We start from the raw sequence: 22,213 nt of genomic DNA, 5'->3' as shown, positions 1-22,213 counted from the left end.
CGGTGAAAGGTGCAAATTGCATAGCGCACTGACTTTCCGACAGCTCCGCCCGTCCGGCCCGGCACCCCCGGGTGCGGCCGGTCGGAGCCGCTGGGGCGTGGGCGGGTGCCTGCGGGTATCCGCCTACCCGTATTTGTCGACAAGGAGACAATATGCAGAACTCTGCACCGGCTGGGGCGAGGCCTCCTGATACCGGGGCGAGCCCCTCCTCCGCCTCCGGGGGCGACGCTTCCGAGGTTTCCGGGACCGGCACTTCCGACGCTTCCGACGCTTCCGGGAGCGCTGCTTCCGGGACGGCTCTCGGGCTGTACGCCGCCGTCGCCGCCGGCGCCTTCCGCCGCTACTCCACCTACCGGGCCGCCACCCTGGCCGGCACCTTCACCAACACCGTCTTCGGCATCATCCTGGCCTCCTCCTTCCTCGCCCTCTGGCAGGCCCGCCCCAACCTCGGCGGCTACGACCAGAGTCAGGCCGTCACCTACATCTGGGTCAGCCAGGCGCTGCTGGTCACCGTCGCGGTCTGGGGCGGCGGCTTCCAGGACGAACTCCAGGACCGCTTCCGCAGCGGGGACATCGCCGTCGACCTCTACCGTCCGGTCGACTTCCAGGGCTGGTGGCTGGCCACCGACCTCGGCCGGGCCGGCTTCCAGGCGCTGGTCCGCGGCACCGTACCGCTGCTGGCCGGCGCGCTGGTGTTCCGTACCCGGATGCCCGAACACCCGCTGACCTGGGTGTTCTTCCTGCTCTCGGTGCTGCTCGCACTGCTGGTCAGCTTCGGGGTGCGGTTCCTGGTCTCGATCACCGGCTTCTGGCTGCACGACTCGGAGGGGGTGCGCGCGGTGACACTGGTGGTCTCGATGTTCTTCTCCGGCATGCTGCTGCCGATCGTGCTCTTCCCCGGCTGGCTCGGCGACCTCGCCCGGGTGCTGCCCTGGGCGGCACTGATCAAGGTGCCCACCGACGTCTTCCTGGAGCGGGCGGACGGCACCGGGCTGCTGTCCGCGCTGGGCTTCCAACTCGGTTGGGCGGCCGTGCTGCTCGCCGCCGGGCGGGGTGCGCAGTGGCTGGCGACCCGGCGGGTGGTGGTGCAGGGTGGCTGAGTCCTCCGCCGTTCTCCCGTCCGCCGAGTCGCTCGGCGCTGAGCCGTTCGCCGTCGAGCCCGTCGCCGCCGAGCCGTTCCTGGTCCGGGTCTCCTGGGCGGTCCGCTCCTGGTGGATGTGCGCCCGGATGTGGATGCGCTCGACGATGGCCTACCGGGCCTCCTTCCTGCTGAACCTGCTGGCCAGCCTGGTCACCCACTCCCTCGACTTCGTGGTGCTGGTGATCATGTTCCGGCACACCGACCAGCTCGGCGGGTGGCGCCTGCCGGAGATCGCCTTCCTGTACGCCACCGCGACGTTCTCGCTCGGCATGGCCAACCTGTTGGTCGGCTCGGCCGACGGCCTGGGCGTGCGGATCATGAACGGCACGCTGGACACCATGCTGGTCCGTCCCGCGCCCGCGCTCTCCCAGCTGTGCGCCGAACGCTTCAGCCTGCGCAGGCTCGGCCGTCCGCTCCAGGCCGTACTGGTGCTCGCCTGGTCGCTGACCGCCCTGGACGTGCACTGGACCTGGGACCGGGTGCTGCTGGTGCCCGTGCTGCTGCTGTGCGGCAGCGTCATCTTCGGCGCGATCTACGTCGGTGGCGCCACCGTCCAGTTCTGGTGGGGCGAGTCCAAGGAGATCCAGAACTCCTTCACCTACGGCGGGGCGACCCTGCTGCACTACCCGCCGACGGTCTTCGCCAAGGAGCTGGTGGCCGGGGTGGTCTTCGGAGTGCCGCTGGCCTTCGTCAACTGGCTGCCCTCCCTGCGCATCCTCGGCCGGCCCGACCCGCTCGGACTGCCCGCCGCCTTCCAGTACGCCTCGCCGGTCGCCGCCGCGCTGTGCGTCGCCGCCGCCGGGCTCGCCTGGCGGGCCGGACTGCGCGCCTACCGCGGCACCGGCAGCTGAACTCCCCTGCTTCCCGAGGAATCCCCATGGCACTGATCGAACTCCAGGACGTCCACCGCACCTTCACCGTGCGGGCCCGCACCGGCCGGTTCAGCCGGATCAAACGCGAGGTGCGCGCGGTGGACGGGCTCAGCTTCACCGTCGAGGCCGGCGAGTGCGTCGGCTACATCGGGCCCAACGGCGCAGGCAAGTCGACCACCATCAAGATGCTCACCGGCATCCTCGTCCCCAGCTCCGGACGGCTGCGCGTCGCCGGGGTCGACCCCGCCCGCCAACGGGTCGCGCTGGCCCGTCGGATCGGCGTGGTCTTCGGCCAGCGCACCACCCTGTGGTGGGACCTCCCGCTGCGCGACTCCTTCGAACTCGCCCGCCGGATCTACCGGATCCCCGACCGGCGGTACCGGGAGAACCTCGGCCGCTGCGTCGAACTGCTCGACCTGGAAGGCTTGTTGGACACGCCCGTCCGACAGCTCTCGCTCGGCCAGCGGATGCGCGGCGACCTCGCGGCGGCCCTGCTGCACGACCCCCAGGTGCTCTACCTGGACGAGCCGACCATCGGCCTGGACGTGGTCAGCAAGGGCCGGGTGCGGGAGTTCCTGCGCGAGGTCAACCGGGACCTCGGCACCACCGTGCTGCTCACCACCCACGACCTCACCGACATCGAGCAGCTCTGCGACCGGGTGATGGTCATCGACCACGGCCGGGTCGTCCACGACGGCGGACTGGACGGGCTGCACGCCGCCGGGCGCAGCGAGCGGACGCTGGTGGTCGACCTGGCCGAGGCCCGTCCGGCCATCGAGGTGGCCGGGGCGCGGGTGGTGAAGGTCGAGGGGCCGCGGCAGTGGCTGGCGTTCCCGGCGCAGCAGAGCGCGGCGCCGATCGTGGCGGCCGTCGCGGAGCGGTACCCGCTGGTGGACCTCTCGGTGCGCGAGCCGGCCATCGAGGACGTGATCGCGCGGATGTACGCGGAGGTCGCGATCGGCTGACGGCGTCCGGGCGTCCGGGCGTACGGGCGTACCGGCGCACGGGCGCACGGGCGCACGGGCGCACGGGCGTGCAGGGGGAGCGGTCGGTCGGGCGTCGCGACCGTCCGGCCCGTCAAGCTGGTGTTCGGTTCCGGTCACCCGTCCGGGGAGGGCACGTGACTCCCCGGCGGGCGGCCGAGTTGGACGGTGCATCGCCGCCGGTCAGCGCACGCGCCGGTGAACCGCCAGCCCCGGAGGCCCGCCGCCCGTGACCGTACCCGACGTGACCGTGGTGGTCGCGGTCTACAACACCATGCCCTACCTCACCGCCTGCCTGGACTCCCTGGTCGGGCAGTCCCTGGCGCCGGGGCGGCTGGAGGTGGTGGTCGTCGACGACGGCTCCACGGACGGCGGCGAGGCGCTGCTGGACGAGTACGCGGACCGGCACCCGGGGCTGTTCCGGGTGGTCCACCAGCGCAACTCGGGCGGCCCGGCGGCCCCGACCAACCGCGGCCTGGACCTCGCCCGCGGGCGCTACGTGCTGTTCCTCGGCGCCGACGACTGGCTCGGCGCGGAGGCGCTGGAGCGGTTGGTCGCGGCCGCCGACGCCTGGGGTTCGGACGTGGTGGTGCCCAAGCAGGTGGGGGTGAACGGACGGCTGGTGCCGCAGGGCATCTTCCACGCCGACGCCGAGTCGGTCGGGTTCGCCGACTCGGCGCTGGCCTGGGCGCTGTCCGACACCAAGCTGTTCCGGCTGGACCTCGTCCGGCGCCACGGCCTGCGCCGCGACGAGGAGCTGAAGGTGTTCTCGGACCAGCCGTTCACCCTGGAGGCCTGCCTGCGGGCGGACCGGGTGTCCGTCCTCGCCGACTACGACTGCTACTTCCTGGTGCTGCGCGAGGACCGCGGCAATGTCACCGAGCGGGCCTCGGTGCTGGACCGGCTGCGCGGGATCGCCGCCCTGCAGCAGGTGGCCGTCGAACTGGCAGATCCGGGAGAGGAGTTGGACGCCATCCGGGTCCGCAGCTTCGCCTGGGACGTGCCCCGGCTGCTCCAGGACGGCTTCCTGCTGCTGGACGACGGGCTGCAGCAGCGGGTGTGCGCCGAGGTCGGCCGGATGATCGAGCGGTTCGGCGCCCGCGAGGTGTACCACCGGCTGCCGGTCGCCGCCCGGCTACGGCTCGAACTCGCCGCCGCCGTGAGGCCGGAGGCGCTGCGGGACCAGATCCGCTACGAGGCCGCGCACGGCGAGCCGCCGGTGGTGGCGGACGGGCGGCGGCGGTACGCGGGCTACCCGGCGTTCCGGGACGCCCGACTCGGCCTGCCCGACGAGCTGTTCGTGCTGCCCGAGGAGCCGTCGACCGTCGCCGTCCCACCGCTCAACCTGGCCCAGCAGCTGTGGCGCGGGGTCGTCCCGGAGCAGCTGCGGCGCGGGCTGCGGCGGCACCCGGTGTGGCGCCGGCTCGCCAACTCGGTGAACGGAGGCCGGGGATGACCGCGCTGGACGTCTGCGTGGTCGGGCTCGGCAAGCTCGGCCTGCCGCTGGCCGTGCAGTTCGCGCGCAAGGGCCACCGGGTGGTCGGGGCGGACATCGCGCCCCGGGTGGTGGAGAGCGTCAACCGGGGCGTGCCGCCGTTCCCCCGGGAGGAGGGCCTGGACGAGGCGCTCAAGCGGGTGGTCGCCGGGGGCCTGCTGCGCGCCACCACCGACACCACGGCCGCGGTGGCCGCCTCGCAGGCCGTCGTCCTGGTCGTCCCGCTGGTCACCGCCGCCGACGGCACCCCGGACTTCGCGCTGCTCGACGCGGCCACCGACGCCGTCGCGGCCGGGCTGCGCCGGGGTGCGCTGGTCAGCTACGAGACCACCCTGCCGGTCGGCACCACCCGGGAGCGCTGGGCGCCCCGGCTGGCGGCCGGCTCCGGGCTGGCGCCCGGGGCGGACTTCGCGCTGGTGTTCAGCCCGGAGCGGGTGCGCACCGGACGGGTCTTCGCCGACCTGCGGCGCTACCCCAAGCTGGTCGGCGGCCTGGACGCCCCGTCGCTGCGGCGCGGCGCCGAGTTCTACCGGGCGGTGCTGGACTTCGACCCGCGCCCCGACCTGCCCCGGCCCAACGGGGTGTGGGAGCTGGCCTCGGCGGAGGCGGCCGAGTTCGCCAAGCTCGCCGAGACCACGTACCGGGACGTCAACATCGCGCTGGCCAACCAGTTCGCCCGGTACGCGGACCGGGTCGGGGTGGACTTCGCGGAGGTCGCCGACGCCTGCAACTCGCAGCCCTACAGCCACCTGCACCGGCCGGGCATCGCGGTCGGCGGGCACTGCATCCCGGTGTACCCGCGGCTGTACCTGTGGAACGACCCGGCGGCGACGGTGGTCCGGGCGGCCCGGGAGGCCAACCTGGAGGTGCCCGGGTACGCGGTCGGGGTGCTGGCCGGGGCCCTCGCCGGGGTGCTGCCGGGCGGGCTCGCCGGGCAGGGGGTGCTGGTGCTGGGCGCCTCGTACCGGGGCGGCGTCAAGGAGACGGCGTACTCGGGGGTGTTCCCGCTGGTGGCGGCGCTGGAGGCGGCCGGGGCCAGGCCGTACGTCGCCGATCCGCTGTACCGGGCGGAGGAGCTGACGGCGCTCGGGCTGCCGGCGTACGGCGGGGAGCCGGTGGTGGCGGCGATGCTGCAGGCGGACCACCCGGAGTACCGGGAGCTGGGGCCGGCGGACCTGCCGGGGGTGGTGGTGCTGCTGGACGGGCGGCGGTGCACGGACCCGGCGCGGTGGGCGGGGACGGGGGTGCGGCGGATCGTGCTGGGCGGGGCGTGAGCCGGTTCCGGGCGTGGGCGTGGTCGGGTCGAGGGGGCGGCGCGGGGCGCGGGCCGGGGGTTCGGGGCGGGTGATCGTGGGGCACGCCCCCGTCCGCGCCGGGCAACGGGCAGACTGGCGGGGTGAGTGACGAAGCCTTCAGCGGGACCGGCCACGGGGTCCGGTTCACCGCGGCCGACGAGCAGAAGAGACACGGCGTCCGCCGGATGAAGACCATCGCGACCGGCCTGCTGGCCTTCGCGACCCTGGTCTTCGCCCTCGCCACCTGGGCCAAGGCGGCCGGTGCCGGCGCCTGGGCCGGGTACGTGGCGGCCGCCGCCGAGGCGGGCATGGTCGGCGCGCTGGCCGACTGGTTCGCGGTGACGGCCCTGTTCCGCCGTCCGTTCGGCCTGCCGATCCCGCACACCGCGATCATCCCGACCAAGAAGGACGCCTTCGGGCGCTCGCTCGGCGAGTTCGTCGGCGACAACTTCCTGGCCGGCCACGTGGTGCGCGGCCGGCTCGCCGCGCTCGGCATCGGCCGCCGGCTGGGGGAGTGGCTGGCCGCTCCGGGCAGCGCCGAGCGGGTCACTAAGGAGGCCTCGGCGGCGCTGCGCGGGCTGCTCGCGGTGCTGCGCGACGACGACGTGCGGGCGGTGGTCGCCGAGGCGGTGACCAGGCGGGCCGCCGCCACCTCGGTGGCCGAGCCGATGGGCCGGATGCTGGGCAAGGTGGTCGCGGACGGCGGGCACCACGGCGTGGTGGACCTGGTCGCCGTCCGGGCGCACGGCTGGCTGACCGCCAATCACGAGGACGTGGTCCGCAAGGTCACCCAGAAGACCCCGGGCTGGACCCCGAAGTTCCTCGACCACCAGGTCGGCGAGCGGGTCTACAGGGAGCTGCTGCGCTTCGTCACCGAGATCCGGGACGACCCCGAGCACCCGGCCCGCGGCGCGATCGACAACTTCCTCGCCGACTTCGCCACCGAGCTGCAGACCGATCCGGAGACCATCGCCCGGGTCGAGCGGGCCAAGGGCGAGCTGCTGGCCCGGCCCGAGGTGCAGGACCTGATCAACTCCACCTGGGCGGCCGTGCGCACCCTGGTGATGGGCGCGGCCGAGCACGAGGACAGCGAACTGCGCCGGCGCATCCGCGACGGCGTGCGAGGCTTCGGCGAGCGCCTGGCCACCGACGCCAAGCTGCAGGCCAAGGTGGACGGCTGGCTCCAGGACGCCGCCCAGTACCTGGTCGACACCTACCGGGCCGAGATCACCTCGCTGATCTCGGAGACGGTGGCGGGCTGGGACGCCGACGACGCCTCGCGCAAGATCGAGGCCAACGTCGGTCGGGACCTCCAGTTCATCCGGATCAACGGCACCGTGGTCGGCGCGCTGGCCGGGCTGCTGATCCACACCGTGGCGGTCGCGCTCGGCGGTTGATCACCGACCGGCCGCCCGGCTTTGGGCCTATCCTGGGCCGACGTTCGCGATACGCGCGTAGAAGGCGCGGCGCAGAAGCAGAAGGAGAAGGGAACCACCGTGGTCCAGCCGGACGGAAGTCGGATCGGAAACCCCACTGGCAGCACCCCCGGCGGCACCGCCGACCGGAGCATCGAGGCGTTCATCGCCGGGATGCCCAAGGCGGAGCTGCACGTCCACCACGTCGGCTCGGCCTCGCCGCGCGTCGTCGCCGACCTGGTCGGGCGGTACGCCGGCAAGACCGCGGTGCCGACCGACCCGGCGGCGCTGGCCGAGTACTTCACCTTCACCGACTTCGCGCACTTCATCGAGGTCTACCTGAGCGTGGTGGACCTGATCCGCGACGCCGAGGACGTCCGGGTGCTGACCTACGGCGTTGCCGAGGACATGGCCCGGCAGAACATCCGCTACGCCGAGCTGACCATCACCCCGTACTCCTCGGTCAAGCGCGGCATCCCCGACGTGGCCTTCATGGAGGCGATCGAGGACGCCCGGCTGCGCGCCGAGAAGGACCTCGGCGTGGTGCTGCGCTGGTGCTTCGACATCCCCGGCGAGGCGGGCCTGGAGGCGGCCGAGATCACCGCCCGGCTGGCCACCGAGCTCGCCCCCGAGGGCCTGGTCAGCTTCGGCCTGGGCGGCCCCGAGATCGGCGTGCCGCGGCCGCAGTTCAAGCCGTACTTCGACCGGGCCCGGGCCGTCGGCCTGCGCTCCGTCCCGCACGCCGGCGAGACCACCGGGCCGGAGACCGTCTGGGACGCCATCCGGGTGCTCGGTGCCGAGCGCATCGGGCACGGCACCCAGGCGGTGAAGGACCCGGCGCTGCTCGACCACCTGGGCGAGCACCGCATCCCGCTGGAGGTCTGCCCGACCTCCAACATCGCCACCCGGGCGGTGGACCGGATCGACGACCACCCGATCAAGCGGATGGTCGACGCCGGGCTGCTGGTGACGGTCAACAGCGACGACCCGCCGATGTTCGGCACCGACCTCAACACCGAGTACGCGGTGGCGGCGCGGCTGCTCGGGCTGGACGAGACCGGGGTGGCGGCGTTGGCCCGCAACGCGGTCGAGGCCTCGTTCCTGGAGCAGGCGGGCAAGGCCCGGCTGGTCGGCGAGATCGACTCCTACCTGGCGGGGTGGCAGCGGCAGCGCTGACGTTCCCGCTGCCGGCGCTCCTCCGTCGGCGTTCCTGCGGCCGGTAGCGCTCCCCGGCCCCGGCGTTCCGCAGCCGGCGTTCCGCAGCCGGCGTTCCGCAGCCGGTGTCGCCGCCGGTGTCCCCGCCGTTGTCCTTGCTGGTGAACCGCCCCGTCGACCCCTCGGTCGGCGGGGCGGTCCCGTTGTGGCGCCTCGCCCGTTCGGATGATGGTGCCAGAATGGTGCCACACATGGCTCGACATGGCACCATGGCTGTGCCATGCTCAGGCCATGGACCTCACGCCGTACGTCGACAACCTCCGGAACGAGCTCGCGGTGGCCGCCGCCACCGGCGGGGACGAAGCCCGCGCGCTGGCCGACCGACTCACGCTCCCGCTGGAGTCGGCCGTACGGCTCACCCTGCTCAACGCCCTGTCCGCAGCCATGGGCGAAGTCACCCGTGACCTCGCGCCGGGCTCGGTGGACGTACGACTGCGCGGCCTGGACCCCGAGTTCGTGGTGACGGCGCCGCCCGGCTCCGGCGGCTTCCACGGTGACGCGCCAGCGGTGGTGCCGACCGTGGTGCCGTCAGTGGTGCCACCGATGGTGCCACCGGTGCTGCCGGGTGCGGTGCCGGAGTCCGACGAGTCGGGTACCGCCCGGATCAACCTGCGCCTGCCCGCGAACCTCAAGGCCAGGGCGGAGGAGGCGGCCGGGCAGGAGGGCCTCTCCCTCAACGCCTGGCTGGTCCGGGCCGTCGCGGGCGCGCTGGACGGCGGTCAGCCCGCTGCCCGATCGGCCGCCGACCTCGGCACCCACACCGCGCGCAGCGTCGGCGGCCAGGGCTTCACCGGCTGGGTCCACTGACGCCTCCGCGCACCCTCCGACCTTCTGCCCCTTCAACGTCATCCCCGCTCTGACCAGCGGGAACACCCACACGAGTCAAGAGGACGGGACAACCATGCCTACGTACGAGACCGACGGACGGATCTCCGTCTCCCTTGAGTTCGAGATCGGCTCGGTCCGGATCCTGGCGGGCAAGCGCACCGACACCGTGGTCGAGGTCCGGCCCACCAACGCGAGCAGGGACGCCGACGTCAAGGCCGCCGAACTCACCCAGGTCGACTTCTCCGGTGGCCGGCTCACTCTCAAGGGCCCCAAGCAGCGCACCGTGTTCTCCAGCAAGAAGGGCTCGATCGATGTCACGGTCGAGCTGCCCGTCGGCTCCGAGGTGCACGCCGACTCCCCAATGGCGGACTTCGTCACCGAGGGCCCGCTCGGCGACTGCCGGATCAAGACCTCCATGGGCCGGATCCAGCTCGACCGGGCCGAGGGCGCCCGGCTCAAGACCGACATGGGTGACATCCGGGTCGGCACCGTCTCCGGGGTCGCCGAGGTGACCGGATCCGGCCGGATCGAGGTCGGCTCCGTCGGCGGCCGGCTGACGGTCAAGAACAGCAACGGCGACACCGAGATCGACGAGGTCCACGGCGAACTGACGGCCAACTCCTCCAACGGCCGGATCCACATCGGCCTCGCCGAGGGGGACGTCGACGCCAAGACGGCGAACGGCCACATCCGGCTCGGCCAGGTCGTCCGGGGCAAGGTCAGCCTCCAGGCCGGTGTCGGGGACGTCGAGGTCGGCATCGCCGAGGGCACGGCGGCCTGGCTCGACGTGCACAGCAAGTTCGGCGCCGTCCGCAACGCCCTCGGCCCGGCGGAGGGTCCGGGCGACGCCCGGGAGACGGTCGAGGTCCGCGGCACCACCCAGGTCGGCAGCATCCTCATCCGGAGGGCCTGATGGCGGCGACCACGGCAACGGCCGCGGCGGTGGCCCCGGTGACCTCGGCGGCGATCTCGGCGGTCGGGCTGACCAAGAGCTACGGGGACAAGGCGGTGCTCAGGGGCGTCGACCTGTCCATCCCGGCGGGCAGCGTGTTCGCGCTGCTCGGGCCGAACGGCGCCGGCAAGACCACCACGGTGGAGATCCTCTCCACCCTGATCCCCGCCGACGGCGGCTCGGCCCGGGTGGCCGGCCACGACGTGGTCGGCCACGACGTGGTCGGCCAGGCCGACGGGGTGCGCGGGGCGATCGGGGTGACCGGCCAGTTCTCGGCGGTGGACAACCTCCTCACCGCCGAGGAGAACCTGCTGCTGATGTCCGACCTCAACCACCTCCGCCGTCGGGAGGGGCGGAGGCGGGCCGAGGAACTGCTGCGGCGCTTCGACCTCACCGAGGCCGCGCGCAAGCCCGTCGTCACCTTCTCCGGTGGCATGCGGCGCAAGCTCGACCTGGCGATGACCCTGGTCGGCAAACCCGAAGTGATCTTCCTGGACGAGCCCACCACCGGGCTGGACCCGCGCAGCCGGCGCACCATGTGGGAGACCATCCGGGCGCTGGTCGCCGACCACGGGGTGACGATCTTCCTCACCACCCAGTACCTGGAGGAGGCCGACCAACTCGCCGACCGGATAGCCGTCCTGGACGGCGGCCGGATCGTCGCCGAGGGCACGGCCGAGGAGCTGAAGCGGATCGTCCCCGGCGGGCGGATCCGGCTCCAGTTCGCGGACGCCGGCCAACTGGGCGCCGCAGCCGCGCTGTTCGAGTACGCCACCGCCGATACCGAGGCCCTGCGGCTGGACATCCCGGGGGACAACTCCGTGCTCACCGTGAAGGCGGTGCTGGACACCCTCGACAACGCCTCCGTACGGGCCGAGTCGCTGGTCGTCGAGACGGCCGACCTGGACGACGTCTTCCTGCAACTCACCGGGGAGGGTGCACGATGAGCGCGACGACCTACGTGGTCAGCGACTCGCTGACCATGCTGCGCCGCAACCTCAAGCACGCACTGCGGTACCCCTCCCTGACCTTCGCGGTCGTGGTGATGCCGGTGATGATGCTGCTGCTCTTCAACTACGCCTACGGCAGCGCTCTCGGCGCGGGCATCGGAGGCGGCAGCTACATCGACTACGTGACGCCCGGCATCGTGCTGATGGCGGCCACCTCCGGATCGCTGGTCACGGCGATCGGCATCTGTACCGACATGACCGAAGGAATCGTCAACCGCTTCCGCACGATGGCGATATCGCGCTCCGCCTTCCTGGCCGGGCACGTGGTCGGCAGCGTCATCCAGACCATGATCGGGTTGCTCCTGGTGGTCGGCGCGGCCTTGGCGATGGGCTTCCGGCCCACCGCCGGCCCGGTCGAATGGCTGGCGGCGAGCGGCCTGCTGCTCTTCGTCACCGTCGCCCTGACCTGGATCTCGGCCGGCATCGGCTTGGTCGCCAAGACCGTCGAGAGCGCCAGCAACATGCCGATGCCGCTGCAGTTCCTGCCCTTCATCGGCAGCGCCATCGTCCCGACCGACTCCATGCCGACCGGGCTGCGCTGGTTCGCCGAGTACCAGCCCTTCACCCCGATCATCGAGACCCTGCGCGGCTTGCTGATGGGCACCGGTATCAGCGCCGCGTCCGCCTGGAGCGCCCTCGCCTGGTGCGCCGGTCTGACGCTGGTCGGCTACTTCTGGTCGCGGAGCGTCTTCTACCGGCGGTGACGGGGGTATGGCCGGTAGCCGCCGGTGCGGCCTGGGTGGCGGGGAGACCTGCCGCCCGGGCCGCACCGGCGGCACCGCAGTAAAGTCCGCACCAAGGGATGGCAAAAGGCCGTTGGGGGAGCGGTGGTGACGAAGCATCGCGAGCGAACCGCGTAGGGGCTCGGATCGGCTGCGCCGGCGGCGTTCCTGGCGTGCGCGGCGGGCTGGTATGTCGCCCGCTCGGGTGGGCTGGTGGTGGCCGAGCGCCGGCTCGACCACCCGGTGCTGCTGCTCGGTCCGGCGGTGCGCCAGCGACCACCCCCAGCGTGCCGGGCCCCTGTAGTAAAGTCCGCGCAAAGGTCGGCAAAAGACGGCCCGGGGGGACGGATGACGGCGAGACGCCGCTGGCAGATCGCGTGGGGGCTCAGGGGTGCGGCGCTCGCTGCGCTGCTGGCGTACCTGCCGGGCTGGCACGCCTCCCGCTCGGGCGGGTTGGTGGTGGTCGAGCACTGGCTCAACCGTCCGGTCCTGCTGATCGGTTCCGCGGTGGTGCTGATCGTGGTCTCGCTGGTGGTCGAGCTGGAGTTCCGCACCCGGGTCTCGCAGATCGGCTGCGCGGCCCTGTTGGCGCCGCTGGTCCTCGCCGGGGTGCCGATCCTGGCCCTTTCCTTCCTGTTCAGTGGCCACGGGGGCCGGGAGGATCGTTTCGTCAGCCCCAACCGCCCGGACCGGGTGCTCACTGTCACCAACATCGCTTTCTCGATCGACCCGGTCTACCAGGTGGAACTGGAGGCCGGCACCGGCTGGTCCGCCCGCCACTGGAGCATGGGCACCTGGACCACCAGTGGCGGCGACTTCGTCCGCATCGACTGGTCCGGGCCCGACCAGATCACCGTGACCGGCCGTAGGAAGCTCACCGTCTTCGACGTCCTCCCCGACGGCAGCCTGAGCGCGCCCCGGGTGCTTCCCAAGCAGGAGATCGCCGGCGGCGCCCTGGGCGCCGGTGATGATCAATCTCCCCTCTAGGCCGGCCCGGCGAAGCAGGGGACCCGAGCGGGGCGGGGAGCACGGCGGCGCCGGGTGTGGTGGGTGGCGGCGGTGTGGGTGGCCGGGTTCGTCGAGGGGGCGGCGGTGCATGCGTTCGACGTCCTGAGCGGCCGGCTGCACGCGTACGCGTGGTGGCCGTTGCCGGGCCAGGTGTTGTTCCACGCGCTGCTCGTGCTCGACCCGTTGGCCGCCGTGTTGGCGGCCTGGGCGCGTCCGGCGGGGGCGTGGCTCGGGGTGGGGGTCATGGTGGCCGATCTGACGGCGAACTGGCGGGCGAACCGGGACGACGTCGTGCGTCATCCGCTCGACTACCTTCAGGGAGTCGTCGGGCTGCCGGCGATGACGCTCTTCGGGCTGTTCGTCTTCGTCACCGCCGCCCCGCTGCGCCTGGCGTTCCTCCGCACGGGCCCGCACGCGGGAGCGGCCCCGTGCGCCCAGGAGGCCTGAGCGCACGTGGCGGCGGTCAACCCGGGGCCGCCGCGCTACCCGGGGCAGCCGGGCCACCGGTCACCAGACGGTGATGCCCATGGTGTCGGCCGCACTGCGGACGGCGTTGTAGTGCGGGATCGACATGTCGGACTTCTTCTGGCCGGCCTCCGCGCCGGTCACAGTGATCGTCGGAGTGCGAACGTCTCCGCCCTACCCCCGCCTCGGAGAGCGGAAAACCCGCTTCCGTACGGTTCGTTCGGAAGCGGTCGGATCAGGCCGTTTTCTGGATTCAGGGAATTCGTACGGTCAGACTGGGCGGATGAATCCTGATCTCTACCCGGACGTGGCCGCCGCCGGGAGCCTCGCCGACGCGCTGGAGTCGGCGGCCGCCGAACTGGCCGTGGACGTCGCCCTGGTGCCGGGCACCTGGGGCGACGCGGCCTCGGCAGGCATCGCTGTCTCGGCGGACACGATGCCCGTGCGCCGTCCGCTCCAGGTGCATCTCGGTGCGGAGAAGCGCTGGTTCTGGGTCAGCGGCCGGAGTCTGGGCGTCGAGATGATCACGGGCGGGACGCCGGACATCCAGGAGGTCATCCGGGCCGCCACGGCCTGGGGGAGCGGGCGGAGTCCGCGGGAGCTGCGTGAGCGGTTCCCGTTCCTCGCCTCCTCGGAACTCGCCGAGGCCCATGAGCACGGGGCTGCCGCCGTGGTCGGGCTGCAGTGGCGTTGGCTCCGGGAACGGGCGGCGGAGGAAACGGAGTTCACCGGGTTCGGCCTGCTGGTCGAGGCGGCCGGTGCGGAGCCGAGGCTCCGGCAGTTGTCCCCGGTCGTCAGCCACCGGGTGCTCGTCTTCCGGCCCCGCACCGGCTTCCCGTGCGGGGTGGTGATCGCGATCGCTCCCGCGTACGACGGCTCCCCGTACCAGGTGCAGCGGTTCCCGCACGGTGCTCTGATCGCCGAGGCCGGGACGGCGGAGGAGGCCGTCGCACTGGCCGTCGCCCAACTTCCCGCCGACCTCGGGCCCGCTGTGCTCGGTAGCGACGAGGACGCCTGACGGCCGGCGCTTGCTCAGGCCTCGTCCTCGTGCGGCGGGATGGTTCAGCGCAGCACCGTGCCGTCGATGCTCCCGAAGGCCGGAGACGGCTCCCGACCTCGCAGTCCCGGAGGAGAATTCAGGCGAGGCAGAACTCGTTGCCCTCGATGTCCTGCATCGTGATGCACGACTCGTTGACGCCGTCGGCGCGCTGCGTCAGCACGTGTTTCCCGCCGAGCGCCATCAGCCGCGCGCATTCGGCCTCGAGCGTGGCCAGGCGTTCCTCACCCACCAGCCCGGCGCCGGCCCGCACGTCGAGATGCACTCGGTTCTTGACGACCTTGCCCTCGGGAACTCGCTGGAAGAGCAGGCGCGGAGCCACACCCGAGGGATCAGCGCACGCGAAGTAGATCGCATCCTCGGGCGGCAGCGAGCGGAAGCACTCCTCCCACGTGGCGAAGCCATCCGGGACCGCCGGCATGACGTACCCCAGCACCTCGCACCAGAAGGCGGCGAGGCGCACAGGCTCCGCACAGTCGAAGGCCACTTGGAACTGTTTGATCGTTGACATCGGCGCACGATAACAGGAGCCCTGCTCATCTCCCCAGGTCGGGAGGCCCGCACGGGGTCGGGGGAGGCGACTGCCACCAGCTGCCGTGTCGGGCGGTCGCAGGGGTGTACAACCCGTCAGAGCCCGCCGCGGTAGACGATGGTGGCGCCGTCGGTGCGCACTTCGGTGCAGAGGTCGCGACGGTCGATCAGCCAGCCGTTCGCCTCGCAGAGCTGCGAGGGCCGGAGTCGGGTGGCGGCTTCCTCCGTGGAGAGGCCGGCCGGGCTGGTGAGATGGCGGGTGCGCCAGCAGGTGGAGTTGTAGCCGCTACCGCAGCCCTGGCCGGTGCCGATAGTGGTGCAGCCGGGCGGCGCCTCCGGCAGGATCTGGTACGAAGGGGGCTCAGGCGTTGGACCAGGAGCGGGTGGAGAGCACCAGCAGGTAGCCGTCCGGGTCCTGGACGGTGGCGCCCCAGGCCTCCCAGTACGGGTTGTGCGCGGGGACGCGCTTGCCGCCGTGCTGTTCGAGCCGCTCCAGCAAGGTGTCACTGACGGGTTCGCCGAGGTAGACGACGAGGAGGTCGTCGGCGGTGGGGCGTGGTTCGACGGGCGCGGCGGGGTCGTGGACGAGCTCCAGGTGCCAGGCGGCGTCGGGCCAGCCGACCATGAGGAGGGAGTGCTCGCCGGGGGTGCCGTCCGTGGTGTGCCGGTAGAGGACGTCGAGGCCGAGGCCGGCGGCCCAGAAGTGCTCGGCTGCTTCGAGGTTGCGGGACGGGCGGGCGATGCGGATGTGCGCGGTGGCGTCGGCTGGCATGGTTCAGGCTCCTGGGGCGGCGGGATCGGAGACAGCAGCGAGCCTAGGGAGCCGGGGGCCTGGTGCCATCGGGCGCTGGTCCTAGTCCGCCGGGCTCGGGTCCGGCCAGGTTCGGAAACGCGGACGGCCCGGCACCTGTGAAAGGTGCCGGGCCGTCCGACTGTGGAGCGCCAGGCCCGGGTTGCACGGACTCTTCCTACTGAAAGTAGGACGTACTCTGGTAGTACCACTGACGCCTGGCGAGGATTCGTGTTCCTCGCGACAAGAAGAACGTTAGCAGCTCAGAGCCCGTGATCCAAAACCGGTGGCTGGTGATCTGGTCGGGGGTCAGGCGTCGAACTCGCCGTTGCGGATGGCGGCGACGAGGTCGCGCCATTCGGTGGGGGTGAGTTGGGCGATGGCGTCGGGGAGTAGGGTGCTGCGGACGTAGACGGCGTCGGGAGCTATGGCCACTTCGGGGCAGTTATTGCCATCGCCGCAAGCGATGGGCTTTTGCCAAGCGAGTTCTTCCACCAGGGCCTCACAGGCTGTTCATGATGCTGAAGATCGCATCACGGGAGGCTGGCGGATCGAGCGAGCGATCGCGCATGTCTCCAATGATGTTCCGGTAGTTCTCCAGCTGGTTCGTTTCGGTCAGGAACGCTGGTGATCCTACGGAGTCGAGCTGAACCGTATCGAGGCGAGGCACAGGTCCGCCCGCGTAGAGCACGGCCTGACCCGCACCCTTGAATCCACCAGCCTTGAACTCCAACACGCGGAGAGTCACGTTGGGTGCCTCTGAGAGCGCGAGCAGCTGATCGTCAATGCCTGGCGCCACGGCGACACCCCCGCCCCGCTGGTCGCCATCGTCCTCCGCGACAACACCCTCCGCGTCGGCGTCTCCGACCGCTCCTCCATCCTCCCCGAGCAGCGTTCGCACGACCTCCTCTCCGAGTCCGGCCGAGGCCTCCAGCTAGTCGCCGGCCTCTCCCGCCGCTGGGGCGTCAGTCCCCAGAGGCTGGGCAAGACCGTCTGGTTCGAGCTGGACGGTGCCGCGTGAGCGCCCATCACCCGATCCACCCCGCCAACCCGGCCCTGTTCCACATCACCGGCCCCCAGCTCACCGAGCTGATCATCGAACTCCGCACCGAGGGACGTGAGTTCGGCCTCCTCTGGCCCTCCGATCACTCGGGTGAGACCAACCTCAGCGGCCGCCGACTCGTCAACTTCGGCAACGTCCCGGCGAGCACCCTCATCAACCTCCTCGCGCTCCTGCGCGAGTACAAGCGCACCCGCGACGGCGACCACCACCGATGCTCGGACTCCTGATCCTCAACCTCCTCGCCGCCCTCTTCGGCGGCCTCTGCGAAACCCGCTCATCCCGTCTTTGGCGGAAGCCGATCGAGGTGCAACACCCCTCCGGTGACGTCCAGCACCGGTAGTCGATTCCCTCCGTACGCAGGGAGTCGGTCCGGTCAACTTCCTGCGCACACCATCGCTTGCCCCGGCCTTCCTCGCGCGATCCATGAACGCACGTGCGACCAAAGCGGTGCAGTGTAAATCCTCTCTAAACAAGGAACTTGACGTTACTCACGCCATGGGAGGGGCTGGACCCTCGTCCACCGGATCGCCCCGGTCGTCGTCCTGGCCGGCTTCGCGGGCTCCGGGGCCGCCGTCATCGCCTTCACCACCGGCACGGGCTTCGGCCTCCTCGTTCTCACGGTGGCCATCGCCCTTGTCAGTGCCCGCCGGTAACGTCGTATCAGCCCGTCAGCAAGCCAGTCCGTCGCCTGACCGGAGAACAGGACACCCGCGCCATGACCACCCCCGTCAAAGGCCCCGCCAGCTACTTCCCGGCCATCGAGAAGAAGTACGGCCGTCCGGTCGAGGAGTGGAAGGGCCTGGTCCGTTCCTCGCCGCTCACCAAGCACATGGAGCTCGTCGCCTGGCTCAAGAGCGAGCACGGCCTCGGCCACGGCCACGCCAACGCGCTGGTCGCCCACACCCTCGCCGAGCCCAAGGCCGGCTGAGCGGCCGCAGCTGGCCAGAAGGGGGAGTCGTCATGATCCTGGAAATCCGCACCTACCGCCTACTGCCCGGCACCGGCGCCGAGTTCGTCCGCGTGATGGCCGAGGAGTCCGTCCCCCTCCTCGAAGCGGCCGGCATCCGGGTGGTCGACCACGGCGCCTCGCTCGTCGCCGAGGACGGCCACGAAGAGGCCTACCTGATCCGGGCGTTCGACTCCGTCGAGCAGCACCGCGCGCAGGAGGGCGCGTTCTACGGTAGTGACGTCTGGCGCCGGGGCCCGCGCGAGGCGATCGTCTCCCGGATCGACAGCATGCACTCCATCGTGATCGAGGTTCCCGACCACGCGGTGGATGTCTTCAAGCGCCCATGAAAGCGTCATCAGCCTGCGGGGTGCGGTCGGCCGGCCGGCGGCTCCGAGGTCCCTGGGAAACGGGGTTGCGCGGACGGTTCCGAGCGCTGACGATCATGCGATGAGCACTAGCATCAGACGCGTACGGGCCGACGAGTGGGAGCGGGTCAAGGAGATCCGCCTGGCCGCACTGCGGGACCCGGCCGCGGGCATCGCCTTCCTGGACACCTACCAGAACGCCGCCGCCAAGCCCGACGAGTTCTGGCAGGAGCGCACCGCCGTAGCCGCCGAGGGCGACACCGTGCACCAGCTCGTCGCGGAGGCCACCGACGGCCGCTGGCTCGGCACCATGACCGTGCTGGTCGAGCGGCCCGGCGGGGAGGGCGCCCTCGGTGGGGACGTCGTCACCGTTCCGCAGACCCACGTCGTCGGCGTCTACGTCCGTCCCGAGGCGCGCGGCACCGGCCTGGCCCACGAGCTGATCCGGGCCGTCCAGGAGTGCTCCTGGTCGATCGCCGAACCCCGGATCCAGCGGGTCCGGCTGTTCGTCCACGAGTCCAACGCCCGCGCCGAGGCGATGTACGTCCGTGCCGGGTTCAAGCACTCCGGCGTGTCCGTGCCGGTGCCGGGCGACGAGACGCACCGGGAGGTCGAGCTGGCCGTCGAACGGGACTGACGCCGCCGGTCAGCGGAAATCCTCCACGTGCTCCCGCACCCACGAGCGGAAGCTGCGGGCCGGGCGGCCGAGCACCCGTTCTACCGTGTCGGTCACCCGTTCCGGCTCGCGGGTGAACGACTCCCAGGCCCGCAGCCGGGCTGCCACGAAGGCCGGGTTCCCCCAGGCCGCCGTCAGCTGCTCGCGGGCCGTCTCCGGGGCCAGCTCCTCCCAGCTCACCTCGGTGCCGAGTTCCTCGCCGATGATCCGCACCAGCTCGGCGTGGGCGATCGACTCGGGTCCGGTGACCAGGTACTTGCCGCCGTGGTGCCCGGCCTCGGTGAGTGCCCGGACCGCCACCTCCGCGATGTCCCGCTCGTGGACCAGCGAGCGCCGGGCCCGTCCGTACGGCCAGCGGACGACGCCCGCGCGGACCTGGTCGGCCCAGCCGAGCGCGTTGCCCGCGAAGTCGATCGCCCGCACGAAGGTCCACTCCAGGCCGGACCGGCGGATCAGCCGCTCGATCTCCTGATGGAAGCTCACGGCCGGCTCGCCGTCCGCGAGGTCCGGCACGTCCGTCGACAGGTAGACGACCCGCTTCGCGTGCTCGGCGATCAGCTCCACCACCCGGGGCCGGACCGGGATCCCGGGCCACATCAGGTAGACGGCCTCCACCCCGCCGCCCAGCGCGGCCGACAGGCTCTCCGGCTCCGCCAGATCACCCCGGACGACCTCCACCCCCGCCGGCAGCGGGACCGTGGCGCTGTCCCGCACCAACGCCCGCACCTCGTGCCCGCCCTCGGCCGACGCGGCCACAACCTGCCGGCCCACACTGCCGTTCGCGCCGATCACCAGAATCTTGGTCATGGCCGCCCCAACGCGATCCCGTCCCGGCCTATGCCCGCCGTGCCTGCCAGGCCGCTGCACGGGAGGTCGGACCGGCCGACCTTTCGTGCACGGGGCCAGGCCTGGCGTATGCCTGACTCCGTATCCGGCTCCGTATTCGACTTCGTGTCCGCCGTCGGCCGCGACCTGTTGCCGTGCGAGGCGGAGGGTGATGGCCCCGTGCACCCCGGCGCCGAACATGCCGGCGCTGACATGCCGGCGCTGAACAGGCGAGCGCCGTGGCCGGGTTGACCGGGCCGGTCGAGCACACCGACCCGGGGCGGTCCTCACGCTCCGACCGCCCGGCGCCCGTCAGCCGGACGGCGATCCCGCCGCTCCGGTCAGCCGTCAACCACCCACCCGCACCACGTACTTGCCGGTGGCCCGGCCCTCCTGCATCGCGTCGTGGGCGGCCGGGACGGCCTCCAGGCCGGGCAGTTCGGTGAGTGGCACGGTGAGGCCGTGGTCGGCCTGGAGGTCGAGGGTGGTGCGGATGGCGCGGGCGAGGCGGTCCGGGGCGGTGGCGGCGAAGGCGCGGTGGCTGTACCCGGTGACGGAGAGGTTGCCGCCCATCAGTCGGCCGAGCGTGGGCAGGTCGCTGACCTCGCCGCCGCCCGCGTTGCCGAACAGGATGATCCGGCCGCCGGGTGCGGCGACGGTGAGGTCGAGGTCCAGGGCGGCGGTGCCGAGCGGGTCGAGGATGAGGTCGACGCCCCGGCCGTCGGTGGCGGCGCGGACGGCGTCGACGAGCTTCTCGTCGCGGGCGAAGGCGTGGTGGTAGCCGAGGTCGACGGCGGCCGCGGCCTTCTCCGGGCGGCCGACGGTGCCGATCAGGGTGCCTCCGCCGCCGAGCAGCGGGACGAGTTGGGCGATCGCGCTGCCGATGCCGCCGCCGGCCGAGTGGACCAGGACGTTGTCCCCGGCGGTCAGCCGGCCCGCGTCGGTCAGCAGCAGGACGGCGGTGGCCAGGCCGAGCGGGGCGGCGGCAGCGGCGCTGAGCGCCAGCCCGTCCGGGACGGGGACGGTCAGCGCGGCGTCGGCGAGCACGACCTCGGCCAGTCCGCCGCCGACCGGTGCGGCCGCCACCCGGTCGCCCACGGCGAGCCCGGTGACGCCCTCGCCGAGCGCCCGGACCGTACCGGAGACCTCCTTGCCCGGTCGGTAGGGCCACTCGGCGGTGTACCCGCCGTCGCCCCGGCGGGTCATCACGTCCACGAAGTTCAGTCCGGCCCAGGCGACGTCGATCGCCACCTGGCCGGGGCCGGGGTGCGGTACATCGATCTGCTGGATCTCTGAGTTCTCGGCTCCACCGGGTGCGGTCATCACCAGTGCGCGCATGTCGGGCCCCCTCGACTACGATGTTCGACGAACGACGAAACTGCTGCGGCACAGTGGTATCACCGCGTTTCGTCGTTTGTCGAACATCGCAGATCAGAGGAGGTCTGAACATGCCCCGCAGTACCCGCCGCCGACCGGCCCTCGCCCATCCCGCGGCCGAGGAGATCGACTTGTACGACGTCCTGCACGCGCTCTCCGACCCCACCCGGATGACCGTCGTCCGGGTTCTGCGCACGGAGTCCGAGCGTGCCTGCGGGACTTTCCCGGTGGACGTCGCGCCCTCCACCCTCAGCCACCACTTCAAGGTGCTGCGCGAGGCCGGGGTGATCAGCCAGCGCGAGGAGGCCAACCGCCGGTTCTCCGTGCTGCGGACGGTCGACCTGGAGCGGCGCTTCCCCGGCCTGCTGGACACCGTCCTCGCCGCCCTCGCCCGCAACGAGCCCGAGTCCGCGAGCGAGCCCGAGTCCGCGACCGGGTCCGAGTCCGCGACCGGGTCCGAGGCTGAGACCGCGAGCGGGCCCGAGTCTCCCGACGAGCCCGAGCACGTCGATGGGCCGGGCGCCGAACCAGCCTGGCGCGGCTAGGAGTTACGCGCCGATCGCACGGTGCCGCCGGTGGTACGAGACGGTGACCGCGGCCAGCAGCGGGCCCCAGGCGACCGCGGGCAGGTAGAGGAAGCCGACCAGCAGGTGCCCGAGCGGGGTCATGTTCGGGTGCGACACCGCCCACCAGGCGAGGAACGGCGTCCAGAGCACCGTCAGTCCGGCCGCGCCCAGCGAGGCCGCCAGTACGACCCGGCGCGGGTTCACCGGCCGCCCGCCGAGGAACGGGACCCAGCGCGGCGGCACCGTGCCCCAGGGGCGGACCAGGCCGAGGGTGAGAAGCGCCAGCGCCTCGGTGAGCACGCTCAGGGTGAGCGGCCACACCGCGTCCCAGCCGGTGAAGCCCACCGCGTGATAGCCCGCGTCGGTGTAGCCACCGTGTCGGCCGAGGACCAGTCCGACTCGCCACAGCCCGGTCGGCAGGGCGGTGACCGCGGCGAGGTGGGCGGCGCGGACGGCCCAGCGGGGCGGGGCGGGCACGGCGGGTGCGGCAGTGGGGGCGGTGGCGGGCGGCGTCGTCATGGCTCCACCCTCCCCGGCGGACCGCAGTCCCCGCGTCCGCCCGGCGACGGGCACGCGCCGGACCCCTCCCCCTGGCGGGGGAGGGGCGTCTCGG

At 72.3% G+C, this 22,213-nt stretch carries 26 protein-coding genes; 19 read left to right on the top strand and 7 right to left on the bottom strand.

Going from position 1 to position 22,213, the window contains the following annotated elements:
• Positions 1–152 precede the first annotated feature (152 nt).
• The 14 genes from ACZ7BZ_RS23830 (at position 153) to ACZ7BZ_RS23765 (ending at position 14,419) form a co-directional block, all read left to right on the top strand.
• A complete protein-coding gene (locus ACZ7BZ_RS23830) occupies positions 153–1,100 on the top strand; it encodes an ABC transporter permease (RefSeq protein ID WP_470360062.1) in 948 nt (315 codons plus the stop codon).
• Positions 1,093–1,992 carry an ABC transporter permease gene (locus tag ACZ7BZ_RS23825; RefSeq protein ID WP_470360061.1) on the top strand — a complete coding sequence of 300 codons (900 nt, stop codon included), beginning with the start codon at positions 1,093–1,095 and terminating at the stop codon, positions 1,990–1,992. Before ACZ7BZ_RS23830 ends, ACZ7BZ_RS23825 begins: the two co-directional genes overlap by 8 nt.
• A gap of 26 nt (positions 1,993–2,018) precedes the next feature.
• Entirely contained in the window at positions 2,019–2,978 is a 960-nt protein-coding gene (locus ACZ7BZ_RS23820; RefSeq protein ID WP_470360060.1) for an ABC transporter ATP-binding protein, read from the top strand.
• Positions 2,979–3,225: 247 nt separating this feature from the next.
• Positions 3,226–4,452, top strand: coding sequence for a glycosyltransferase family 2 protein (locus tag ACZ7BZ_RS23815; RefSeq protein WP_470360059.1), 1,227 nt, complete (start codon positions 3,226–3,228; stop codon positions 4,450–4,452).
• 5 nt (positions 4,453–4,457) lie between these two features.
• Positions 4,458–5,765 carry a nucleotide sugar dehydrogenase gene (locus ACZ7BZ_RS23810; RefSeq protein WP_470360132.1) on the top strand — a complete coding sequence of 436 codons (1,308 nt, stop codon included), beginning with the start codon at positions 4,458–4,460 and terminating at the stop codon, positions 5,763–5,765.
• Positions 5,766–5,887: 122 nt separating this feature from the next.
• Positions 5,888–7,183, top strand: a complete 1,296-nt coding sequence (locus ACZ7BZ_RS23805; RefSeq protein ID WP_470360058.1) for a DUF445 domain-containing protein — start codon at positions 5,888–5,890, stop codon at positions 7,181–7,183.
• A gap of 171 nt (positions 7,184–7,354) precedes the next feature.
• Positions 7,355–8,377 carry an adenosine deaminase gene (locus ACZ7BZ_RS23800; RefSeq protein WP_470360131.1) on the top strand — a complete coding sequence of 341 codons (1,023 nt, stop codon included), beginning with the start codon at positions 7,355–7,357 and terminating at the stop codon, positions 8,375–8,377.
• Between the two features lie 270 nt (positions 8,378–8,647).
• Complete coding sequence (locus ACZ7BZ_RS23795; protein ID WP_470360057.1) at positions 8,648–9,223, top strand: toxin-antitoxin system HicB family antitoxin; 576 nt, start codon at positions 8,648–8,650, stop codon at positions 9,221–9,223.
• A gap of 94 nt (positions 9,224–9,317) precedes the next feature.
• On the top strand, positions 9,318–10,157 hold the full coding sequence (locus ACZ7BZ_RS23790; RefSeq protein WP_470360056.1) for a DUF4097 family beta strand repeat-containing protein: 840 nt from the start codon (positions 9,318–9,320) through the stop codon (positions 10,155–10,157).
• Positions 10,157–11,143 (top strand): ATP-binding cassette domain-containing protein, encoded by a 987-nt coding sequence (locus tag ACZ7BZ_RS23785; protein WP_470360055.1) that lies wholly within the window; start codon positions 10,157–10,159, stop codon positions 11,141–11,143. Before ACZ7BZ_RS23790 ends, ACZ7BZ_RS23785 begins: the two co-directional genes overlap by 1 nt.
• Positions 11,140–11,910, top strand: a complete 771-nt coding sequence (locus tag ACZ7BZ_RS23780; RefSeq protein WP_470360054.1) for an ABC transporter permease — start codon at positions 11,140–11,142, stop codon at positions 11,908–11,910. Before ACZ7BZ_RS23785 ends, ACZ7BZ_RS23780 begins: the two co-directional genes overlap by 4 nt.
• 366 nt (positions 11,911–12,276) lie before the next feature.
• Entirely contained in the window at positions 12,277–12,915 is a 639-nt protein-coding gene (locus ACZ7BZ_RS23775) for a hypothetical protein (protein WP_470360053.1), read from the top strand.
• A gap of 63 nt (positions 12,916–12,978) precedes the next feature.
• Positions 12,979–13,383, top strand: a complete 405-nt coding sequence (locus tag ACZ7BZ_RS23770) for a hypothetical protein (protein ID WP_470360052.1) — start codon at positions 12,979–12,981, stop codon at positions 13,381–13,383.
• 301 nt (positions 13,384–13,684) lie between these two features.
• A complete protein-coding gene (locus tag ACZ7BZ_RS23765; protein WP_470360051.1) occupies positions 13,685–14,419 on the top strand; it encodes a DUF6193 family natural product biosynthesis protein in 735 nt (244 codons plus the stop codon).
• Between the two features lie 118 nt (positions 14,420–14,537).
• Here ACZ7BZ_RS23765 and ACZ7BZ_RS23760 read toward each other — a convergent pair whose 3' ends face one another.
• From ACZ7BZ_RS23760 to ACZ7BZ_RS23745, 4 genes are all read right to left on the bottom strand, one after another.
• The gene (locus tag ACZ7BZ_RS23760; RefSeq protein WP_470360050.1) at positions 14,538–14,969 is read right to left on the bottom strand and encodes a VOC family protein; all 432 of its coding nucleotides are present in this window, start codon (positions 14,967–14,969) and stop codon (positions 14,538–14,540) included.
• Positions 14,970–15,350: 381 nt separating this feature from the next.
• Positions 15,351–15,761 carry a VOC family protein gene (locus ACZ7BZ_RS23755; RefSeq protein WP_470360049.1) on the bottom strand — a complete coding sequence of 137 codons (411 nt, stop codon included), beginning with the start codon at positions 15,759–15,761 and terminating at the stop codon, positions 15,351–15,353.
• 327 nt (positions 15,762–16,088) lie between these two features.
• Positions 16,089–16,274 (bottom strand): DUF397 domain-containing protein, encoded by a 186-nt coding sequence (locus ACZ7BZ_RS23750; RefSeq protein WP_470360048.1) that lies wholly within the window; start codon positions 16,272–16,274, stop codon positions 16,089–16,091.
• 7 nt (positions 16,275–16,281) lie between these two features.
• Positions 16,282–16,680 (bottom strand): Scr1 family TA system antitoxin-like transcriptional regulator, encoded by a 399-nt coding sequence (locus ACZ7BZ_RS23745; RefSeq protein ID WP_470360047.1) that lies wholly within the window; start codon positions 16,678–16,680, stop codon positions 16,282–16,284.
• Between the two features lie 116 nt (positions 16,681–16,796).
• Here ACZ7BZ_RS23745 and ACZ7BZ_RS23740 point away from each other — a divergent pair, with 116 nt between their 5' ends.
• The 4 genes from ACZ7BZ_RS23740 to ACZ7BZ_RS23725 all read left to right on the top strand — a co-directional run bounded on the left by ACZ7BZ_RS23740 (position 16,797) and on the right by ACZ7BZ_RS23725 (position 18,793).
• Positions 16,797–17,069 carry a hypothetical protein gene (locus tag ACZ7BZ_RS23740; RefSeq protein ID WP_470360046.1) on the top strand — a complete coding sequence of 91 codons (273 nt, stop codon included), beginning with the start codon at positions 16,797–16,799 and terminating at the stop codon, positions 17,067–17,069.
• 488 nt (positions 17,070–17,557) lie between these two features.
• Positions 17,558–17,770 (top strand): DUF4287 domain-containing protein, encoded by a 213-nt coding sequence (locus ACZ7BZ_RS23735; RefSeq protein WP_470360045.1) that lies wholly within the window; start codon positions 17,558–17,560, stop codon positions 17,768–17,770.
• A 32-nt stretch (positions 17,771–17,802) separates the two neighbouring features.
• On the top strand, positions 17,803–18,138 hold the full coding sequence (locus ACZ7BZ_RS23730; RefSeq protein ID WP_470360044.1) for an NIPSNAP family protein: 336 nt from the start codon (positions 17,803–17,805) through the stop codon (positions 18,136–18,138).
• A 100-nt stretch (positions 18,139–18,238) separates the two neighbouring features.
• Complete coding sequence (locus ACZ7BZ_RS23725; RefSeq protein WP_470360043.1) at positions 18,239–18,793, top strand: GNAT family N-acetyltransferase; 555 nt, start codon at positions 18,239–18,241, stop codon at positions 18,791–18,793.
• Between the two features lie 9 nt (positions 18,794–18,802).
• Here the strand turns inward: ACZ7BZ_RS23725 and ACZ7BZ_RS23720 are convergent, their stop codons facing one another.
• Both ACZ7BZ_RS23720 and ACZ7BZ_RS23715 read right to left on the bottom strand, forming a co-directional pair.
• Entirely contained in the window at positions 18,803–19,639 is an 837-nt protein-coding gene (locus tag ACZ7BZ_RS23720; RefSeq protein ID WP_470360042.1) for an NmrA family NAD(P)-binding protein, read from the bottom strand.
• Between the two features lie 366 nt (positions 19,640–20,005).
• Positions 20,006–20,995 carry a quinone oxidoreductase family protein gene (locus ACZ7BZ_RS23715; RefSeq protein WP_470360041.1) on the bottom strand — a complete coding sequence of 330 codons (990 nt, stop codon included), beginning with the start codon at positions 20,993–20,995 and terminating at the stop codon, positions 20,006–20,008.
• Between the two features lie 110 nt (positions 20,996–21,105).
• Between ACZ7BZ_RS23715 and ACZ7BZ_RS23710 the strand changes: the two genes are divergently transcribed.
• On the top strand, positions 21,106–21,579 hold the full coding sequence (locus ACZ7BZ_RS23710; RefSeq protein WP_470360040.1) for an ArsR/SmtB family transcription factor: 474 nt from the start codon (positions 21,106–21,108) through the stop codon (positions 21,577–21,579).
• A 3-nt stretch (positions 21,580–21,582) separates the two neighbouring features.
• Here ACZ7BZ_RS23710 and ACZ7BZ_RS23705 read toward each other — a convergent pair whose 3' ends face one another.
• Entirely contained in the window at positions 21,583–22,119 is a 537-nt protein-coding gene (locus tag ACZ7BZ_RS23705) for a hypothetical protein (RefSeq protein WP_470360039.1), read from the bottom strand.
• Between the last annotated feature and the right edge of the window lie 94 nt (positions 22,120–22,213).

The sequence above is a fragment of the Kitasatospora sp. NPDC036934 genome (assembly GCF_055608425.1).
This window is presented reverse-complemented; position numbering and strand designations above follow the sequence as displayed.

Coding starts and splice junctions, on each gene's coding strand:
- ACZ7BZ_RS23765 (WP_470360051.1), top strand. CDS start 13,685: ATGAATCCTGATCTCTACCCGGACGTGGCCGCCGCCGGGAGCCTCGCC.
- ACZ7BZ_RS23795 (WP_470360057.1), top strand. CDS start 8,648: ATGGACCTCACGCCGTACGTCGACAACCTCCGGAACGAGCTCGCGGTG.
- ACZ7BZ_RS23785 (WP_470360055.1), top strand. CDS start 10,157: ATGGCGGCGACCACGGCAACGGCCGCGGCGGTGGCCCCGGTGACCTCG.
- ACZ7BZ_RS23780 (WP_470360054.1), top strand. CDS start 11,140: ATGAGCGCGACGACCTACGTGGTCAGCGACTCGCTGACCATGCTGCGC.
- ACZ7BZ_RS23735 (WP_470360045.1), top strand. CDS start 17,558: ATGACCACCCCCGTCAAAGGCCCCGCCAGCTACTTCCCGGCCATCGAG.
- ACZ7BZ_RS23730 (WP_470360044.1), top strand. CDS start 17,803: ATGATCCTGGAAATCCGCACCTACCGCCTACTGCCCGGCACCGGCGCC.
- ACZ7BZ_RS23760 (WP_470360050.1), bottom strand. CDS start 14,969: ATGTCAACGATCAAACAGTTCCAAGTGGCCTTCGACTGTGCGGAGCCT.
- ACZ7BZ_RS23820 (WP_470360060.1), top strand. CDS start 2,019: ATGGCACTGATCGAACTCCAGGACGTCCACCGCACCTTCACCGTGCGG.
- ACZ7BZ_RS23725 (WP_470360043.1), top strand. CDS start 18,239: ATGAGCACTAGCATCAGACGCGTACGGGCCGACGAGTGGGAGCGGGTC.
- ACZ7BZ_RS23705 (WP_470360039.1), bottom strand. CDS start 22,119: ATGACGACGCCGCCCGCCACCGCCCCCACTGCCGCACCCGCCGTGCCC.
- ACZ7BZ_RS23790 (WP_470360056.1), top strand. CDS start 9,318: ATGCCTACGTACGAGACCGACGGACGGATCTCCGTCTCCCTTGAGTTC.
- ACZ7BZ_RS23715 (WP_470360041.1), bottom strand. CDS start 20,995: ATGCGCGCACTGGTGATGACCGCACCCGGTGGAGCCGAGAACTCAGAG.
- ACZ7BZ_RS23755 (WP_470360049.1), bottom strand. CDS start 15,761: ATGCCAGCCGACGCCACCGCGCACATCCGCATCGCCCGCCCGTCCCGC.
- ACZ7BZ_RS23720 (WP_470360042.1), bottom strand. CDS start 19,639: ATGACCAAGATTCTGGTGATCGGCGCGAACGGCAGTGTGGGCCGGCAG.
- ACZ7BZ_RS23710 (WP_470360040.1), top strand. CDS start 21,106: ATGCCCCGCAGTACCCGCCGCCGACCGGCCCTCGCCCATCCCGCGGCC.
- ACZ7BZ_RS23775 (WP_470360053.1), top strand. CDS start 12,277: ATGACGGCGAGACGCCGCTGGCAGATCGCGTGGGGGCTCAGGGGTGCG.
- ACZ7BZ_RS23830 (WP_470360062.1), top strand. CDS start 153: ATGCAGAACTCTGCACCGGCTGGGGCGAGGCCTCCTGATACCGGGGCG.